The organism is Paenibacillus sp. FSL W8-0186 (assembly GCF_037969765.1).
Classification (GTDB): domain Bacteria; phylum Bacillota; class Bacilli; order Paenibacillales; family Paenibacillaceae; genus Fontibacillus; species Fontibacillus woosongensis.
Genome location: NZ_CP150207.1, coordinates 4,262,008 through 4,280,779, shown reverse-complemented (window position 1 = coordinate 4,280,779; position 18,772 = coordinate 4,262,008). Strand labels below are relative to the sequence as shown.

At 53.1% G+C, this 18,772-nt stretch carries 15 protein-coding genes, 1 riboswitch and 1 other annotated feature; of the genes, 11 read left to right on the top strand and 4 right to left on the bottom strand.

Going from position 1 to position 18,772, the window contains the following annotated elements:
- The first annotated feature begins 79 nt into the window (after nucleotides 1-79).
- The 4 genes from MKX50_RS19115 (at nucleotide 80) to murC (ending at nucleotide 8,408) form a co-directional block, all read left to right on the top strand.
- Nucleotides 80-2,410 carry a glycoside hydrolase family 9 protein gene (locus tag MKX50_RS19115; RefSeq protein WP_339157586.1) on the top strand — a complete coding sequence of 777 codons (2,331 nt, stop codon included), beginning with the start codon at nucleotides 80-82 and terminating at the stop codon, nucleotides 2,408-2,410.
- 93 nt (nucleotides 2,411-2,503) lie between these two features.
- Nucleotides 2,504-2,778: a binding site (T-box leader), on the top strand.
- A gap of 82 nt (nucleotides 2,779-2,860) precedes the next feature.
- A complete protein-coding gene (locus tag MKX50_RS19110) occupies nucleotides 2,861-5,533 on the top strand; it encodes a valine--tRNA ligase (RefSeq protein WP_213594506.1) in 2,673 nt (890 codons plus the stop codon).
- 119 nt (nucleotides 5,534-5,652) lie between these two features.
- Entirely contained in the window at nucleotides 5,653-7,029 is a 1,377-nt protein-coding gene (locus tag MKX50_RS19105) for a folylpolyglutamate synthase/dihydrofolate synthase family protein (RefSeq protein WP_339157585.1), read from the top strand.
- 8 nt (nucleotides 7,030-7,037) lie between these two features.
- Entirely contained in the window at nucleotides 7,038-8,408 is a 1,371-nt protein-coding gene (murC, locus tag MKX50_RS19100; protein ID WP_213594510.1) for a UDP-N-acetylmuramate--L-alanine ligase, read from the top strand.
- 81 nt (nucleotides 8,409-8,489) lie between these two features.
- Here murC and MKX50_RS19095 read toward each other — a convergent pair whose 3' ends face one another.
- Genes MKX50_RS19095 through MKX50_RS19080 form a run of 4 tightly spaced genes read right to left on the bottom strand, consistent with a single transcriptional unit; the run spans nucleotide 8,490 to nucleotide 12,311 of the window.
- Nucleotides 8,490-9,299 carry an energy-coupling factor transporter transmembrane component T gene (locus tag MKX50_RS19095; RefSeq protein ID WP_213594512.1) on the bottom strand — a complete coding sequence of 270 codons (810 nt, stop codon included), beginning with the start codon at nucleotides 9,297-9,299 and terminating at the stop codon, nucleotides 8,490-8,492.
- On the bottom strand, nucleotides 9,296-11,074 hold the full coding sequence (locus MKX50_RS19090) for an energy-coupling factor transporter ATPase (protein ID WP_339157584.1): 1,779 nt from the start codon (nucleotides 11,072-11,074) through the stop codon (nucleotides 9,296-9,298). The genes MKX50_RS19095 and MKX50_RS19090 overlap by 4 nt, the downstream gene beginning before the upstream one ends.
- Nucleotides 11,074-11,673: an ECF transporter S component gene (locus MKX50_RS19085; protein ID WP_213594516.1), complete on the bottom strand. Its 600-nt coding sequence runs from the start codon at nucleotides 11,671-11,673 to the stop codon at nucleotides 11,074-11,076. Before MKX50_RS19085 ends, MKX50_RS19090 begins: the two co-directional genes overlap by 1 nt.
- A gap of 2 nt (nucleotides 11,674-11,675) precedes the next feature.
- Nucleotides 11,676-12,311, bottom strand: coding sequence for a YkoF family thiamine/hydroxymethylpyrimidine-binding protein (locus MKX50_RS19080; protein WP_339157583.1), 636 nt, complete (start codon nucleotides 12,309-12,311; stop codon nucleotides 11,676-11,678).
- A gap of 130 nt (nucleotides 12,312-12,441) precedes the next feature.
- A riboswitch (TPP riboswitch) is annotated at nucleotides 12,442-12,555 on the bottom strand.
- Between the two features lie 137 nt (nucleotides 12,556-12,692).
- Here MKX50_RS19080 and MKX50_RS19075 point away from each other — a divergent pair.
- The 7 genes from MKX50_RS19075 (at nucleotide 12,693) to minC (ending at nucleotide 18,770) form a co-directional block, all read left to right on the top strand.
- Nucleotides 12,693-13,811 carry an SPOR domain-containing protein gene (locus MKX50_RS19075; protein ID WP_244996867.1) on the top strand — a complete coding sequence of 373 codons (1,119 nt, stop codon included), beginning with the start codon at nucleotides 12,693-12,695 and terminating at the stop codon, nucleotides 13,809-13,811.
- Between the two features lie 173 nt (nucleotides 13,812-13,984).
- Nucleotides 13,985-14,590 (top strand): Maf family protein, encoded by a 606-nt coding sequence (locus MKX50_RS19070; protein WP_339160198.1) that lies wholly within the window; start codon nucleotides 13,985-13,987, stop codon nucleotides 14,588-14,590.
- Between the two features lie 150 nt (nucleotides 14,591-14,740).
- Nucleotides 14,741-15,430: a DNA repair protein RadC gene (gene radC, locus MKX50_RS19065; RefSeq protein WP_213594520.1), complete on the top strand. Its 690-nt coding sequence runs from the start codon at nucleotides 14,741-14,743 to the stop codon at nucleotides 15,428-15,430.
- A gap of 39 nt (nucleotides 15,431-15,469) precedes the next feature.
- Nucleotides 15,470-16,501 carry a rod shape-determining protein gene (locus MKX50_RS19060; RefSeq protein WP_155611520.1) on the top strand — a complete coding sequence of 344 codons (1,032 nt, stop codon included), beginning with the start codon at nucleotides 15,470-15,472 and terminating at the stop codon, nucleotides 16,499-16,501.
- Between the two features lie 125 nt (nucleotides 16,502-16,626).
- A complete protein-coding gene (mreC, locus tag MKX50_RS19055; protein ID WP_339157582.1) occupies nucleotides 16,627-17,502 on the top strand; it encodes a rod shape-determining protein MreC in 876 nt (291 codons plus the stop codon).
- Entirely contained in the window at nucleotides 17,502-18,032 is a 531-nt protein-coding gene (gene mreD / locus MKX50_RS19050) for a rod shape-determining protein MreD (RefSeq protein ID WP_213594522.1), read from the top strand. The genes mreC and mreD overlap by 1 nt, the downstream gene beginning before the upstream one ends.
- 75 nt (nucleotides 18,033-18,107) lie before the next feature.
- Nucleotides 18,108-18,770, top strand: coding sequence for a septum site-determining protein MinC (gene minC / locus MKX50_RS19045; RefSeq protein ID WP_213594524.1), 663 nt, complete (start codon nucleotides 18,108-18,110; stop codon nucleotides 18,768-18,770).
- Nucleotides 18,771-18,772 lie beyond the last annotated feature (2 nt).

Here is an 18,772-nt window from a genome sequence, read left to right as displayed (position 1 = left end):
GCGTCTATATGGCGCCGTTCCCTTTAAGTAAGGAGGATTCGGTATCTATTTTAAATTAATAGGAAATGAGGGAGCTGGAATGATAAATTTAATGAAGAGTTCGGGAAGCAGTGTGCGGAGCCTTGCGAAACTAACCGCAATCATGCTCATTTTCATGCTGGCGCTATCCGCTTTGTTGCCGGCAGGAATTCATGCGGACACCGATCCTAGCCCCATTCGGGTAAACCAAATCGGTTACTTGCCCGGAGCCGATAAAATAGCCACGATTGTCAGCAGCTCGACATCCCCGCTTGCCTGGGAGCTGCGCAAGGCAGGAGGCAGCGTGGCGGCTCAAGGACAAACGCATGTTTATGGCCTGGATCAGGCTTCTGCCGATCGCATTCATCATGCCGATTTTTCGTCTGTCACGGAACAAGGCACTTATAGACTGTGGGTTTCCGGATTAGGAGAAAGCGTGCCGTTTGCCATTAACGGCAATTTATATCCGGACCTGCCGAGCGAGGCAATGGAATATTTCTATTTCCACCGGATGGGCGTAGATATTCAGGCGCAACATTTGAGTAACCCGGCCTTTGCCCACAAAGCGCTCCATCCGGGAGACAGCTCGATCGGCTGTTATAATAGCTGGTGCGGAAGCGAAAGACTCAATGTGAAAAATTCCTGGGCGGATGCAGGGGACTTCGGAATCTATCCTGTGAATCAGGCGATATCAGCCTGGACGCTGTTGAATCTATACGAGCGTTATCCCGGGGCTTTCCCGGACGGCTCCCTGAACATCCCGGAGAGCGGGAACGGCATTCCCGATATTCTTGACGAAGTTCTTTTCGGTTCGACGTTTATGAAGGGAGTTATGCCTTCGACCGGATTGGCCTCGCATAAAATTCATAATGACAATTGGAGCGCGTTTCCGGTGACGAATATTGACGCCGAGAACAGCATGAACCGTCAGGCTCAGCCGCCTTCCACAAATGCGACCTATGCGGTGGCCCGCAACCTGGCGCATCTGGCTCGCCTGATCAAGCCGTATAAAGAAGCAGAAGCCGCAGAGATGTGGGGAATTGCCAAGGAGGCTTGGGCACGGGCCTCAGCGAATCCGAACGTTCTCTATACCTCGCAAACGCCGGATGCTCCGGGCGGCGGGGATTATGATGACATTCGCACAAGCGATGACCGGTATGCGGCGGCCGCAGAGCTATACTTGACGGCCTATGCGCTTGGCGACAGCAATGCATCGTCCTACAAAGCAGCGGTAACTTCGTCACCACATTACCGCGAGGTATCCCAGTTCGACTGGCAGTCTACTGCTACAACAGGAACGCTGTCCATACTGTCGGCCCAGAACGATCTGCCAGCCTCCGATCTTCAAGCCATGAAGATGAATGTGCTGAATCAGGCGGACGGTATGCTGTCGACATTAAATGGCGAAGGGTATCCTGTGCTGCTGCCGGGGAATAAAGGTTATGACTGGGGTTCCAACTCCGCCATTGCCAATAAAATGATATTGCTCGGGTACGCTTACGATCTTAGCCAGAACCTGGATTATTTAAAAGGGATGAACCGGGGGATGGATTATTTCATGGGCAATAATGCGATGAGATTATCCTATATTACGGGATACGGCCAATATTACGAGACGGATACGCATGACCGCTGGGCCTGGGGCAAGTACCAAAGCGGTGTGCCGTATCCGAAGGGCTGGCTGTCCGGCGGGCCGAACAATACGGTGATCAACGATTCGGCGACACCGACGGGAATGCCTGCAGCCAAATCGTATGCGCCGAAAAATACGGCTCCTGATGCCTGGGTATCCAAAGAGAATACGATCAACTGGAATGCGCCGCTGGTATGGATCTCCAAATACATTCAAGACCATAGAGAACCTTTAGGCGGAGGCGCGAACGAGAATCCAAATCCTGATCCGGGACCTGGACCGAATCCGAACCCGGGACCTAGCGGAGATTTGGCCGTTCAGTACAAAGCCGGAGATACGAATGCAGCCGACAACCAGTTCAAGCCTCATTTCAATATCGTGAACAAGGGGGCTGCGGCAGTGCCTTTAAGCGAGCTGAGTCTGCGATATTATTTCACAGCTGACGGCAATGGCCAGCTGCAATACAATTGTGACTGGGCCATGGTAGGCTGCTCCAACGTGAACGGGGCTTTCGTGAAAATGAATCCGGGCAAAGCGAACGCCGATACCTACCTGGAAATCACATTTAAAGCCGCAGCGGGTTCGCTGCAGCCCGGCGGGCAGACGGGGGATATCCAGACGCGCAATCATGCGAGCAACTGGGCGAACCTCAACGAGAGCAATGACTATTCCTTTGATCCAACCAAGACCGCGTATGCAAATTGGGAACGTGTCACCTTGTACCATAACGGTACACTGGTGTTCGGAAACGAGCCTTGACCGCCGGCTTATTCCCGCAGCCATTCAGACCAAATATTGACTCCCCGTTAATTTCACGCTATGATAATATGGATTAACTTAAAATAACCGTGTGAAAAGACATGGAACGGGAAGAGTAGGCAGTGAGCCCTTCAGAGAGCGGGATTGCAGCGCTGGAAGATTCCGCAGGATGCAGCTGGCCGAAGTCACCCGGGAGTCGCTTGTTTGAGCAGCTATGCATTTTGTAGTCGTTAGAACGGGCCGGTAGCAGCCGTTATCTGTATGAGTGTTGCGAGTTTCTCGGCGACTCCGCGAGCGTAGCGGTTTCGGGCTGGGCCAACCCGCAAAACAAAGGTGGTACCGCGAAAGTAAAGCCTTTCGTCCTTTGAGACGAGGGGCTTTTTGTATTTTTTGAGCAAGACTATCCTGATTACGCTAAGGCAATGCTGAATTGTAACGGAGGTTGAAATTATGTCAGAGATCCAAGAGCATTCGTCGGCGAACAACATGCCGACAACGTATGATCCCAAGGCTGCAGAACAGAAATGGTATCGCTACTGGATGGAGGGCGGCTTCTTTAAGGCGGGCCAAGTACCGGAAGCCAAGCCGTACACGATCGTCATTCCCCCGCCAAACGTAACGGGCATGCTTCATATCGGGCATGCGCTGGACTTTACGCTGCAGGATATCCTGATCCGCACGAAGCGGATGCAGGGGTACGATGCTTTATGGCTGCCGGGCTCCGACCATGCTGGAATAGCGACGCAGACGAGAGTGGAGCAGACGCTCCGGGCAGAGGGAATTTCCCGCTATGATCTTGGCCGCGAGAAGTTTCTTGAGAAGGTATGGGAATGGAAAGAGCATTATGCGGATACGATTCGAGAGCAATGGGCGAAGATGGGCTTCTCGCTGGACTATTCACGCGAGCGCTTTACTCTGGATGAGGGGCTGTCCAAGGCGGTGCGCGAGGTATTCGTCAAGCTCTATGAAAAGGGCCTGATCTATCGCGGCAAATATATTATTAACTGGGATCCTGCAGCCCGCACGGCCCTCTCGGATATTGAAGTGGAATATAAAGAGGTCAACGGTCATTTGTACCACCTGCAGTATCCGCTTAAAGATGGCAGTGGATTCATTACAGTAGCTACGACAAGACCGGAGACGATGCTTGGGGATACGGCTGTGGCGGTTCATCCTGAGGATGAGCGGTACCGTCATCTAATCGGCCAGCCGCTCGTGCTGCCCATTGTAAATCGTGAAATTCCGATCATTGCCGACGAATATGTCGATAAAGAATTCGGCAGCGGAGCGGTGAAAATTACGCCTGCCCATGACCCGAATGACTTCGAGGTAGGACTGCGTCATGATTTGCCGCAAATTACCGTCATGGATGAGAGCGGCAAGATGAATGAGGCGGCCGGCAAATACCAGGGAATGGACCGCAGCGAGTGCCGGAAGGCCATCGTGGCCGATCTCAAGGAGTCCGGCGTTCTCGTACGGATCGAGGATCATGTTCACCAGGTCGGCCATAGCGAGCGTTCTGGCGCCGTAGTCGAGCCTTATTTATCGACGCAATGGTTCGTTAAAATGAAGCCTCTGGCGGAAGCGGCAATCGCTGCCCAAAAATCAGGCAAAGGCGTCCATTTCGTGCCGGAGCGGTTCGAGAAAATTTATCTGCACTGGATCGAAAATGTGCGCGACTGGTGCATCTCCCGCCAGTTGTGGTGGGGCCACCGCATTCCGGCTTGGTATTGCGAATCCTGTGGGGAGCTGCATGTCGCTAGGGAGGCCGTGGATACCTGCGCCAAATGCGGAGGTCATAAACTGGTGCAGGACGACGACGTTTTGGACACGTGGTTCAGCTCGGCCTTGTGGCCGTTCTCCACACTCGGCTGGCCGGATGAGAACAGCGAGGACTTCAAGCGCTTTTTCCCGACGGATGTTCTCGTTACCGGATACGACATCATTTATTTCTGGGTAGCGCGGATGATCTTTACCGCCCTTGAGTTTACTGGAGAAATCCCATTCAAGGATGTGCTGATCCACGGGTTGGTACGGGACAGCGAAGGGCAGAAAATGTCCAAATCGCTGGGGAACGGCGTTGATCCGCTTGATGTCATCGAGAAATACGGCGCGGATGCCATGCGCTACATGATCTCTACGAGCAGTACGCCTGGCCAGGATCTGCGCTTCCATTGGGAACGCGTCGAGCAGGCCCGCAACTTTGCGAATAAAATCTGGAATGCCTCCAGGTTTGCGTTAATGAATCTGGAAGGCGTAACGTTTGAGGATATCGATATTCAAGGAGATCTGTCGACTTCCGACCGCTGGATTCTCCACCGCTTCAATGAGACAGCCCGCAACATTACCCGCCTGATTGATGCTTATGAATTTGGGGAGACAGGCCGGGAGCTGTACAACTTCATCTGGGATGACCTGTGCGATTGGTATATTGAGTTCGCTAAACTGTCGTTCTACGGCGAAGATCCTGTTGCCAAAAGAAAGACGCAATCCGTTCTAGCCTACGTGCTCGACCGGACGCTGCGCTTGATCCATCCTTTCATGCCGTTTATTTCCGAGGAAATATGGCAGCATTTGCCGCATCGCGGCAAAACGATTACGCTGGCTGAATGGCCGCAGTTTGATCCGTCGCTGGAGGCACCGGATGCTGTGCGCGAAATGAATTTGCTGATCGACATTATCCGCTCTGTTCGGAATATCCGGGCAGAAGTGAACGTGCCGATGAGCAAGCAAATTGAATTGATTGTGAAGCCGGGCTCCGCCGAGCTGCTGGACATTATCGAGCGGAACAGCCACTACATCCGGCGTTTCTGCAACACCTCGCAATACGAGGCCTCACTGAGCGCCGCTGTCCCGGAAAAAGCGATGACGGCAGTGGTGACCGGGGCCGAGCTGTACTTGCCACTGGCAGGACTGATCGATATCAGCCAGGAGATCGCCCGCCTGGAGAAGGAGCTCGGGCACTTGAACAAAGAGGTTGAGCGCGTAGAGAAGAAGCTGGCGAATGAAGGCTTTGTTTCCAAAGCCCCTGCCAAGGTCATCGAGGAAGAACGCGCCAAAATGGCCGATTATGCGAGCAAACGCGACAAAGTGCTGGCACGGATCGCTGAATTAAAAGGTTAGAAGCAAAGGTAATAATCGCAGTACAGCAGGAGCCTGATTCGCTTTATTTGGCTCTTGCTGTACCTTTCCATATTATGAAACAGCATTTTAGTTCAATACATTAACGAAGGTGAATATACATGGGGGTTAATCTTTCGGAAGAAATCCAGCTGCCGCTGGCAAGTTACACAGATGCGGTAGAGTGGATTAACAGCTTGATACCGTTTGGCATCCGTCCGGGTCTGGAGCGTATTCAGCGGATGATGGAGCACTTTGGCAACCCGCAGCGAAGACTCAAGTTCATACATGTGGCCGGAACGAATGGCAAAGGCTCTTCTTGTGCTTTTTTAAGCTCAACGCTTAAGGAGTGCGGATATGACGTAGGGATGTTCACATCCCCTTACATTACGAAATTTACGAACAGATTCCAGTTTAACGGAGAGGATATTCCAGAGGAGACGCTGTTAAGCTTGGCTAACCGGATTGCTCCTGTTGTGAAAGAGATCGCTGCTAGCGAGTTAGGATCTCCAACGATGTTTGAAGTGAGTACGGCCCTTGCGATTCTCTACTTCGCGGAAGTATGCTATCCCGATGTCGTAGTATGGGAGACTGGGCTCGGGGGCAGAATGGATGTTACGAACCTGGTTACTCCGATCGTGTCCCTTATTACGAATGTTGGCATGGATCATACCGACATCTTGGGAGATTCCCTAGAGGAGATCGCCCGCGAAAAAGCAGGCATTATCAAGCCTGGCGTGCCGGTAATCAGCTGTGCCAGCCAGCCTTCCGTTATCGCCATACTGAGAGAAACGGCAAAAGCGAAGGGAGCGACGCTCTATTTGCTCGGAGAGCAGTTTCATTACGATGGCGGCGGCTTAAGCGGGCGGACCCAAAGCATTCATTTTAAAGGGCCGTTCCGCAGTATGGACATCGAGCTGTCGATGCTTGGAAGGCATCAATGCACGAATGCTGCCGGAGTGATGATGGTGCTGGAGGTACTGCGCCAATATATGGCCTTCGTTCTCGAGGATGAGCTGCTGCTGTCCGGGTTCAAGAACGCCTTCTGGGCAGGCCGGCTGGAGCAGGTGTCAGATCAGCCGCGTATCGTTCTGGACGGCGCCCATAACCCGGAGGGGGCGGAGGCGCTCGCGAGAAGTCTTCCGGAAGCTTTCAGCTACCGGAAGCTGAATTTGATGATGGGTATGCTCGCTAATAAGCATCATCGCGAATACTTGGAGCATATATTACCAATAGTGGATACGCTTATTCTGACCGAGCCCGATTTTCGCAAGAAAATGGATGCGGATTCGTTGTATCAGCTCGTAGAGCAAATCCGGAAGGATATGGCGAAGGCGGATCTGGAAGTCATTGTGGAGCGTGACTGGAAGCGTGCGCTGGCACTGCTGCAATCACGGACGGAACGGGAGGATCTTGGGGTCGTCACTGGCACGCTTTATATGATTTCGGACGTGCGGGCAACCCTTTTGCATCAAACCGATTCTGAAAAAGGCTGGTGACCATATTGTTGAATACGACAGAACAACATGTACATTTTATCGGGATCGGTGGCTATGGAATGAGCGCTATTGCCCGCGTTATGCTGGAAATGGGCTACACCGTAACCGGATCGGACGTAGCTTCCCAGGAGTTGACGGAGAAGCTGGCGGCCAAAGGAGCCAAAATTTATATCGGACATACTAAAGAGCAGGTGCATGGGGCGGATTTAGTCGTGTATTCGACTGCGCTGCCCAAGGATAATGTCGAACGGGTAGCCGCGGAGGAACAGGGAATTCCGGTCCTGCATCGTTCGCAAATGCTGGCAAGGCTGCTGAACGAACGTACAGGCGTGGCTGTTGCCGGAGCACATGGCAAAACGACGACCTCCTCCATGATCGCTCTGGTGATGGAACAATGCGGGACGGATCCTACCTATATTATTGGCGGCGAAATTATGGATATTGGAACAAATGCCAAAGCAGGGCAGGGAAAATGCGTCGTCGCTGAGGCCGATGAGAGCGATGGCTCATTTCTTCAATACCATCCTTCGCTTGGCATCGTTACAAACATTGAGGCAGACCATTTGGAGAATTACGGCGGCGACTTCGGCAAGCTTAAAGAGGCCTACGTGCAGTTCCTGAATCAAATCAAACCAGGAGGCAAAGCGATCGTGTCCGGAGATGACCGGAACGTCCGCGATTTGCTGCCGAAGCTGCAATGCGAGGTCGTGACCTATGGCATCGAAACAGCATGCGATTATACGGCAACGGATATTGAGCTTGGAGACCGGAAGGTCGCGTTTACGATGAACCGCGGCGGGCAGCCCTTGGGCCGAGTCAAGCTTTCGGTTCCCGGAAGACATAATGTCCATAATGCCATGGCCACGGTAATTGCATGTCTTGAGTCAGGCATTCCTTTTGCAGAGATCGCCGAGGCGATTCAGCACTTTCATGGCGCGAAACGCCGATTCCAGGTGCTGGGCGAGAGCCGCGGCATTCTGGTAATCGATGATTATGCCCATCATCCGACGGAGATTGAAGCAACGATTGCCGCAGCTAAAGCGACCGGCAAACGGATCATTGCCGTATTCCAGCCCCAGCGGTATTCGCGAACCTTCTTCCTGTTGGATGCGTTCAGCCGCGCGTTTAGCGGAGCGGATGAGGTGATCATTACGGATATCTACTCGCCTGCGGGAGAGAAGCAGATTGAAGGCATCAATTCGTCGAAACTGGTAGAGCTGATTAAATTGAACAGCAATGCCGGAGCTAGGCACCTGCCGACAAAGCAGGATGTCCTCGATGATTTGCAAGGACGTTTGCAGCCTGGCGACCTTGTCATTACGATGGGGGCCGGCGATATATGGAAGGTTGGGCATGAGTTGGCCAAGAGCTTGGCCTAAAGCAAGCTATAGAGAAGGAGCTGTTCCCAGCGCAGATATTGTCTGCAGCGGGACAGCTCCTTTGCGTTATCTTCATATGTTCTATAATTGGCCCCCGTACCACGTCAAGGTGCCTAGCGCATAGGATACCGTGTATCCCAGAGCAATGCCGGCCAGCACGATGAACATGAGCATCCAGTCCCGCGGACGAATGGTCATTCGGTAGTAGAAATCCCGTTTACCGCCGGTAAAGCCGCGCGACACCATGGCGACGGCAACCCGCTCCGATTTGCGTATGGCGCTGGCCAGGAGCGGGATACTGTAACGCTTGAAAGCATGGAGCGCCGAGCGGATATTGCGCTTCTCCCGCCATATGCCCCGAATCCGGTGGGCCTGCTGCATAATGAGCAGCTCCTCGCGGAACAGGGGGAGGAAGCGGAATCCGGCCAAGATGCCGTACGCCAGCTTCGGCGGCAGCTTGCATTGCTGCATGAGACTAAGCATAAATTTGACGGGTTCGGTCGTTAGGACGAACAGGAGCGACAGCGCCGAGAACATCAAGGTACGCAAGGCGAGCGATAGGGCCAGATTGAACCCGGCCTCCGTCAGCTTCAGCGGTCCCCACGATAAGAGTAAAGGGGAGTCCTGCGGCAGATCGGAACGTGGAAAAAGAGCAGCTGTCCAGAAATAACCGATCGCCAGTATAAAGAAAGGCACAAACAAGAACAGCCATCTGCGCCAGGAAATCCGGCCAAATATGACGGTAATCATCAATATATAAATGAGGCTGACGGAAACGGTAACCGGATCGAAGGCAAGCGACATTAAAATGACCCCTGTGATGACGGTGAGTCCTTTGATGGAGGGATTCATATCATTCAGGAGCTCCCCCAATGCGCCTGATCTTATCATACGATAACCTCCCCGCAAGTTTCTTGTGGTCTCCGGAGCGCCCATCTTAGCTTATTCTTCAAATGGGCTGAGAGCGGCGGGACGAGCTTATGCGCCCGAAGCTCCTCCTCCGGCCAATCCCATAATGCATCGGGGCGTCCGTCCCATTGAATATTCCCCTCGCCCAGCACGATGACCCGATCGGCAAATTGCTGGACAAGCTCCATATCATGGGTAATCATGATGACGGTTAGTCCGCGGTCTACCCGGGCGCGAAGCGAGTTCATCAGCTCCAGGGCAGAGTAAGCATCCTGGCCGAAGGTCGGCTCGTCGCAGAGCAGAACCTGCTGCTCCTCAGACAGCATCGCGGCCACGCTTAATCGGCGCTTTTGTCCCTGGCTCAGGGCGAAGGGACTGAAGTTGCGACGGTGCTGCAGGCGATACTGCTCAAGCAGCGACTCGACCCGATCGGATACAGCCTCCTCGGACAGCTTCTGCAGCCGCAGGCCGAAGGCAAGCTCGTCGTAGACGGTATCAGTGACGAATTGATGCTCCGGATGCTGGAAAATGAGACCAACACGCTTACGCAGCTCTTTCTCCGGCCAGTCCGGCAAGGGTCGACCAGCGAAGGTGATACCGCCGGAGGATGGCTCCAATATGCCCGACAAGAGCGCGGCGAGGGTCGTCTTCCCCGCCCCGTTCTGGCCGACGAGGGCAATGAACTGCCCGGCAGGGATCGACAGTGACAGCCGCTCGAGAATCTTCTGTCCTCCGCTGCGCTCGAAGGAAAGGCTATTGACCGACAGCAAGGCTTCCTTGCCGCCAGCATCGGCAGCCCCTTCGTCCGGCAGCTTGGATCGGGAGGCATCGGTTTGCTCCAGCTGCTGAAGCAGCGTTCTTTTTACGGAATCGGGTTTGCTCAGCCACAGTTCAGCCAGCTCGTCCCTGGTGAGCGGCTGCCATGAAGATTCTCTGTCTATCTGCAGCTGCTCATGCAGGCGGACGGCCCCTGGCATCCATATTCCCAAATGCTGCGCCTCTTCTTTGAAATTGGCGAAATAGGTTCGGGGCTCCCCCTCGTAAACAAGTTTACCTTCTGTGCCCATCACGGCAAGGCGATCGACATAAGGCATCCAGGCATCAAGCTGGTGTTCGATCAGCAAGATGCTCATTTGCCGCTGCTTGCGGATGGAATGAATGAGATCGGCCAAGTGCGAGCAAGCCAGCGGATCCAGATTAGATGTGGGCTCGTCAAGGATGAGAACATCCGGATTCAATGCCAGAGCGCAGGCTAGGGCAAGCCGCTGCTTCATTCCACCGGATAAAGTATGGATATTCGCGCTCCGCCAGCCGGTCAAATCGACAAGCCGCAGCGCTTCGTCGATTTTCGCGTTGATTTGTTCCCGTGGACATCCGATATTTTCCAGGCAAAAAGCAAGCTCCTCCTCCACCTTAAGCATGCAAAATTGGCTGTCCACGTCTTGGAACACAATGCCTACCTGCTGCGCAATTTCACCTGGATCCTGTCCCTCTAGGGATTTGCCATACAGATAAACGCCGCCTGTCACCAGGCTATCAATGGCTGACGGGTACACCCGGTTCAGGCAGAGGGCCAAGGAACTTTTTCCACAGCCGCTTGGACCAAGGAGCAGCATCAATTCACCTTGATGCAGCCCGAGGGAAATCGAGGAGAACACCTGCTCCTCCCCGTCCTCGCTGAAAGCAAGGGATAAATTTTTTGTCTCCAAGACCATCGGTTTATCCATCGTTTCTTGATTCGGGAGCAATGTATTCATTACTGCTTCACCGAGGTTCGTTGTTGATTGGCGCTTTGGGCAGCGGCCTTCCCGATGGGAAAGCTCCTCAATACGCCTGTCCGGGCCAGCGCATCGGATATCCATTTGCCTAGCAGGCCGGCGATCACTGCACCGCTGATAACGCGGACGATGAACATCGAGATGACTAGACCCGTGGACAAAGCGGCGAAGCCGGATTGAAAGAAGCCCCAGCCAAAGCTGAATACGGCCGCGCCTACGCCTGCGCCCATGAGCACTGCTGTGTTGTAGTAACGGTATCTTACGGCGGCGAATACCGCTTCCGCTCCGAGGCCTTGAATAAAGGCCGACAGAATCAGGATCGGGCCGGTGACGTTGCCGATCAACACCTCGATCGTTCCGGCGATTGTCTCAGACAGCAGGGCAGCTCCGGGCTTGCGCAAGATATAGGCCGAAATGATTGAAACGATAAACCATATGCCGAAGATGACCTCATATCCCATCGGACCCATAAAGCCGACAAGCACATTTCCTATCTGCAGGAAAATCAAATAGACGACAGCAAACACGACGGACAGCGAGCTGAGAACGATAATGTCGCGAAGCTTCCAGGTTGACATCCTTATTCCCCCTTCCTCTGCACATGCTCCGGTTTGGCTGACGGGCTGTTGCAGGAGATTGTGGCCGTCATGACTAGATGGGAAGTCTTGGTGCTTGACGTGACAAAGGCATTTTCGAGCGAACGAAACACCTGTTGGGCGGTTCCATCCAAGCGGCTGGCGTAATGAATTCCGCCGGAGAACGTTCCCTCGGCTTCCGCCGCTTTGACCGCATCATAAATGACGTCCATGTAGTGGGCCACCCCCATCGGGTAAAGGGCGAATTGAGCTGCGGTATCAACCGATGTTTTGTTCCCTTCATTCAAACGGACATCGTCCTCAGACATGAAGACATCTCCTTCCGTATCTCCCGGGCAGCCTACGGAAAAGGTTGCGCTAAGAACGACATGCTCACCGCTTTTTGCCGCTTGCAGGAAAATGGATTTCACTACGTCGAACACATGCTCATGGCGGCCGCGCACGCAGGTGCTGACGTCATCGCTTTGAACCCAGACCTTGGACGTATCGGTCTGCTCCAGCGCTCCAAGAATGATCGGAACGAACCGGTCGCTCATCGGAAACAGAGAGAACCGGCAGCCGACGATGCGGCTGGTGCCGCAGGCCGCGGCTTGAATGTTGTGGTTGAATGAATTGGTCATGATGCTTTTCCTCCCCTGGTTCATTTGAATTATTGCTGATAACGACAAAAAAACCGCACCCGAAGAGTGCAGTTATATCGATACAGCCTGTGTCTGCTTAAACATTTTAAAGCAAGCACGCAGCGCTATTTATCGTTTCCCCGCACTTCCCCACGCTAGTATGATCTAGATCGGGTGTAAAGGGTTAACCGTTCCTCAAGCGGGAACGATCTCTCAGCCAGCAAAGGCACCCCTAGTGCATTTTTCCGTGATGCGGTTGTCAATGGTTCCCATTATACAGAGTTCCTTTCAATTGTAAAGCCTTGTTTAAATGAAGTGGTCTATATTCTCGCAAATATTCATATTGTAACGGTAGAAGAGAGGACAAGGAGCGTGCGGATCGTGAACAAGGCAAAGATGACATTCCGGTTCGATGAACATGGGCAGCAAGCGCACAGTGCACAGAAGGCTGGAGATCGCCAGCGGCTGGAGACCGCCCCCGCTTCAGGGCATGACAAGCCGCCCGAGCGATCAGAACAAGAACCGAAGGATACTCCTATAACTTACCGTGCGGTGGAAACGATAGATTATTGGGGAGATCCCTTTACAGACCATACAGGAACAGGGATTGCCCTATTGCCAGAGCATGCCGAGCCAGGCGGCGGTGATTATTATTTTCGCAAAACGCGGACCTCCTGGTGGAAGGTTGCCGGCTCGCTGACCGGCGCGATCGTGACCGGAGCGCTCTTTGGATTCGTCGTTCTGTCCATGTTCGACCAGGAAATGACGGTGCCGATCCCTGGAATTAGCGTGCCGAAGCAGGGGGCGGCCGGAGAAGCAGCCGATATTCCCGTACTTGGCGGTGTCATTACGGAGGAACAGGTTCCGCTCGTACAGGTCGTTCTGCCTTCACAGAGCTATCATTTCCTGCAGTACGGCGTGTTCAGCACAGCGGAAGGCGTTGCCCTGGCCCAGGAACAATTGCGCTCCGCGGGAATTGCCGCCGCGCGGGATACCATGGATGAGAAGCGGGTCTATGCCGGAGTATCCCCGGACCGTGAGGAAGCTAAAATGCTGAGCGGGAGGCTGAAGACAGGCGGCGTTCACCTCATTTTGCATGAAATTGCTTTGCCTGAATCGGCTACGATGGAATATAAAGGGGATGCGGCATCCCTCCAGCAATATTTGGCGCAGAGTGCGGATCTCGCCTATATGCTCAGCTCCTCCTCGGCAGCTCTTCTGGGAGAAGCTTCTCCCGGGCGCCAGAGTCAGGAGGAAATCGGCCGGCTAAGGGAGAGCCACCAGCTGTGGACCAAAAGCGCCGCTGACGTTCGAGGCAAGCTGACGGCAGCCGCAGAGGCTGAAGCAAAGGAGATGGAGAAGGCGATGAACAGCGCGGTTGAGGCGATGGAGGAATTTAACGAGAAGGGCGAGCAAACCATGCTCTGGGAAGTGCAGAACGAAGTGATGCGGTTCATTCTGGCAGAACAAAAGCTGGTCGGAGGCCAAGAAGGGCCGTAAATGAACCATCAAAAGGCAGGGAATTGGAAATAGTTGCCCCTGCCTTTTTTATGTTTGTATTGCCGATCAATTAACCTTATAATAATGAAGTGCAAAGTGTCAAAAAATGGCGAGGTTAACAGCTCTGAACTTATTCGGGCGACAGCCGGGCAAAGGAGCATACGAACTTGGAAATTGCAGCTTCATCATCGCAGTATGTCATATTGGCCTCGACTTCACCGCGCAGACGGGAATTGCTGGCTTCCTTACATATTCCGTTTGCGGTGATTCCAAGCGAAGCGGACGAAACTACGCCGGAGCAATGGGAGCCGGAGCAAATCGTGATGGAGCTTGCGCTGCGCAAGGCCAAGGCTGTTCAGGCAACGCTTGAGCCAGCAGCGCGCGAAGCCGTTATCATCGGCAGCGATACGATTGTCGTCTTGGACGGACAAGTGCTTGGCAAGCCCAAGAATGAAGCGGAGGCAGCTTCCATGCTCCGTTCCCTGCAGGGACGAAGCCACGATGTGTATACTGCCGTGGCCTGCATCGATGTGATTACCGGAAGAACTGAAGTCGAATATCGCCGTACGACCGTTACGATGAGAACCGTAGCCGAGGATGAGATCGCCGCATATGCCAGGACCGGAGAAGGCTTGGACAAAGCGGGCGCTTATGCGATACAAGGACTCGGGTCGATTTTTGTCACGGGAATCGAAGGCTGTTATTTTAACGTGGTTGGACTGCCGCTATCCTTGCTGAGCGAGATGCTGGGCCATTTTGGAATCCATGTGTTGCGGTAATTAAATCCAGCCAAAAATGATGTAACAAATAACTTCATACGTACGTTGTTGTAAGAAAAGGAAGAGATAAAGCATATCCTTCCGCTATGAATTTTGCTGGCGGCCGGTGATCCGGACCCATGCCTAATCATTCGGAAGCGAGGGATATGAATGGATATGCCGCAATATTTGCTGCGGGACATGCCTTTTGAGGAAAGACCCAGAGAACGCTTGATGCAATACGGAGCCGGATCACTCAGCAATGCTGAGCTGCTGGCGATATTGTTTCGCACGGGAACCCGGGATGAATCGGCCATACATCTGGCTCAGCGCGTGCTGAGCGGAATTGGCGGACTCCGCCAGCTGGTGGATCTCAGCCTGGATGAGCTGATGGAGCTCAAAGGCATCGGCCCTGCCAAAGCGGTGCAGCTTAAGGCGGGAATCGAACTGGGGCAGAGGCTTGCCAGGACGAGGCTCCCGGAGGCCCAGATCATTCGCAGTCCGCGGGATGCAGCGGATTTATTGATGGAGCAGCTGCGTTATTTGCAGAAGGAACATTTTGTCTGTTTATTTTTGAATACGAAAAATCATATCATTGCTCAGGAGACGCTTTCCATGGGAAGCTTGAATTCCTCGATCGTCCATCCGCGCGAGGTGTTTCGCGCAGCGATTAAATGCAGCAGCGCATCTGTCGTATGCGCCCATAATCATCCTAGCGGAGATCCGACGCCAAGCCCGGAGGATATCCGGATGACAAGGCGCCTATGCAAAGCCGGGGAAATCGTCGGCATCGATGTGCTGGACCACATCGTGATTGGAGACGGGGAATTCGTAAGTTTGAAGGAGCAAGGCTTGATGTAATATAATAGACCAGATACAGAAGGAAAGGAAGATTACAGCATGTTAGGTGGTTTCACGAAAGATTTAGGAATTGATTTGGGTACGGCGAATACGCTCGTTTATATTCGAGGCAAAGGAATTATAGTGAGAGAACCGTCGGTAGTAGCGATGAATACTGATAATAAGAGCATTGTAGCGGTCGGGGAATCGGCCAAGAAGATGATCGGAAGAACACCGGGCAACATCCGTGCCATCCGTCCGATGAAGGACGGCGTTATCGCCGACTTTGATACCACCGCAACGATGATTAAATATTTTATTCGCCAGGCTCAGAAGCAGCGTTCCTTGTTCCAACGCCATCCGAACGTGATGGTCTGCGTGCCTTCTGGCATTACGGCGGTGGAACAGCGTGCGGTTGAGGATGCCACGAAGCAGGCAGGAGCACGTGAAGCCTACACGATTGAAGAGCCGTTTGCGGCAGCCATTGGTGCAGATCTTCCCGTATGGGAGCCGACCGGGAGCATGGTCGTAGACATCGGCGGCGGAACGACAGAAGTGGCTGTTATTTCGCTCGGCGGCATTGTTACGAGCAAGTCGGCGCGCGTAGCCGGCGATGACATGGACGAGTCTATTATTCAATACATCAAGCGCCAATATAACCTGATGATTGGCGAGAGAACGTCGGAGCAGCTTAAAATGGATGTTGGCTCGGCGCTGCCGCTCGAGCAGGTGGAATCAATGGAGATCCGCGGCCGCGACCTCGTTACGGGGCTGCCAAAGACCATTTCTATCACTTCCGACGAAATCACCGAGGCGCTCGGCGATACAGTGAACGCCATCGTGGAAGCGGTGAAGGTCACCCTGGAGAAATGTCCGCCCGAGCTGGCGGCCGATATTATGGACCGCGGTATTGTGTTGACGGGGGGCGGCGCATTGCTGCGCAACCTTGACAAGCTGCTGGCCAAAGAGACGGGCATGCCTGTCATCGTAGCCGAGCATCCGCTCGATTGTGTTGCCATCGGTACGGGGAGAGCTCTCGATAACATCCATTTGTTCAAATCAAGAAGCAGTTCGCCCCTTCGCAAGCGCTAATCTTTAGCGCTGAAGAACGGGAGAATGTGCACTATTTATGATAAAACGGCGCCGTCCTGACATGGACGGCTGTGCCGTTTTTCTATAGGTGGACTCGTGGAGAGGAGAAATTGCAAGGTTGGAGGGTGCTTAAACTGTTTAAGCTGCTTGGCAACAAAAGATTATTTATTTTGCTGATGGGACTTATTCTGTTTATCGCTATAATGGGATTTACGCTCGGTCCCCGGGCGAATTTGTCGTGGCCGGAGAAGTTTGTAAAAGATACGGTGGGCTTCGTGCAGTCGATTTTCTATAAGCCTACCTCGTATATCGCCGGCTTGATTGAGGATGTCTCTAACTTGCGTGCCCTGCAGGAGGAGAACGAGAGCCTGAAGATTGCGCTGTCTCATTACACAAGAGATAAAGCCATCTATAATCGGATTGAGCAGGAGAACATCCGGCTTCAGGAATTGCATAATTTTACAGAAGCCCAGAAGAATCAATACAATTACACCTACCGGATCGCCCAGGTGGTTAGCGTAAATAACGATCCGATCAATCGGACGATTAAAGTGAACCTGGGGAGCAATGACGGCGTCAAGGTGGGGTATGCGGTTATTTCTGCTGAAGGGCTTGTAGGTACGGTAAGCCGGGTCAGCAATTTTACGTCTACCATCAAGCTGCTTACGACCATGGACGCGAAGGATCCGAATTCGAACGGCATATCCGCTACGGCTCAGGGAAAAGAAAATGAAGTGTTTGGCGTCGTCGAGTCCTACGATCCCGATAAGGGCATGTTCCTGATGAATAAAATCGATGATACTTCTTCGCTCGCAGTCGGCGATACCATTGTGTCCTCCGGCGTCGGCGGAGCATTTCCGCGAGGGATGGTCATCGGTACAGTCAAGGATATTCAGGTTGGCGAATACGGATTGACATATACGGCATTCATTGAGCCCGCAGCCAGCTTCACGGACTGGAAAGAGTTGATTGTGGTATATACACCGGAGGTCTTGGAGTAGTGAGGAATCGTAAATATATACTGATCCTGCTGGTGTTCGTATTGTTTATTATCGAGGGGACGGTTATTCCCTGGATAATCCCTGATGCGTGGCAGACGCGCATTGTTCCTCACCTGGCCTATATCGCCATTCTGTTTATTACCATTTACGACAACCGGCATAGCGGCTTGGTGCTGGGCCTTCTTTTTGGGCTGCTTCAGGATGTCGTATTCTACGGGGCGATCATTGGAGCTTATTCTTTTGCCATGGGGCTGTCCAGTTATTTGCTTGGCCTTGTGTTCCGCTCGCCGAGAGCTCCGCTGCCGCTGATGATGATCGTTGTAATAATCGGCAGTCTGCTGCTGGACTCGATCCTATTCGGCACTTACTCGCTGTTTGAACTGACACATCAGCCCTATACCTGGGCTTTAATGACTTTTATTATCCCAAACGTATTCGTTCACGTCGTATTTGCTCTGATTATTTACGTCCCTCTCAGACGCCAGCTGGAGCTGATTACGAAGCGTCGTTCCTCCGAGAGCCAAGCCTGACATTTCGTGCTTTTCCTTAAGAAGCAGGAACTTGGGTGCTCTTGCACGAAATGAATAGGGGGGAGGGACAGGCTTATGACAGTGAAATCGAAGCACGTTACGATCAAGGGCATCAAAGATGGCCTGGTATTCCTGCTTGACGATGAGTGTGATTTGCAACAGCTTCTGGATGAGCTGCGCTATAAGCTGGAGCATAGCCACCAGAATATTCTGACAGGGCCGATTATTCATGTCGATGTCAAATTGGGCAAGCGAATCGTAACAGATGCAGAGAAGGAAATGATCCTTGATATATTGAAGCAAAAAGGCAATTTGCTAGTCCGATCGGTAGAGTCGCCGTTAGCGGAAGAAGACCGTCCCAAGGAAGGGCAGCTCACGACGATAACCGGGATTGTGCGCTCCGGGCAGGTTCTGCAGCATGACGGCAATCTGCTGTTTCTCGGAGACGTCAATCCGGGGGGGACGATCTCCTGCACCGGAGACGTGTATATTCTGGGGGCTTTGCGGGGAATGGTCCATGCCGGGGCAGAGGGCAAAGAAGATGCCATCATCGCCGCTTCGTTTTTATCACCGACGCAGCTGCGCATTGCCGAAGTCTATAGCCGGCCTCCAGACGAGTGGGATCATCGCGAGAGCAGCATGGAATTCGCTTTTTTGCGTGACGGGATGATGCAGATTGACAAAATTACGAACATAACCCGGGTGCGTCCGGACTTTAAGATGTTCAAAGGGGTGTAAAC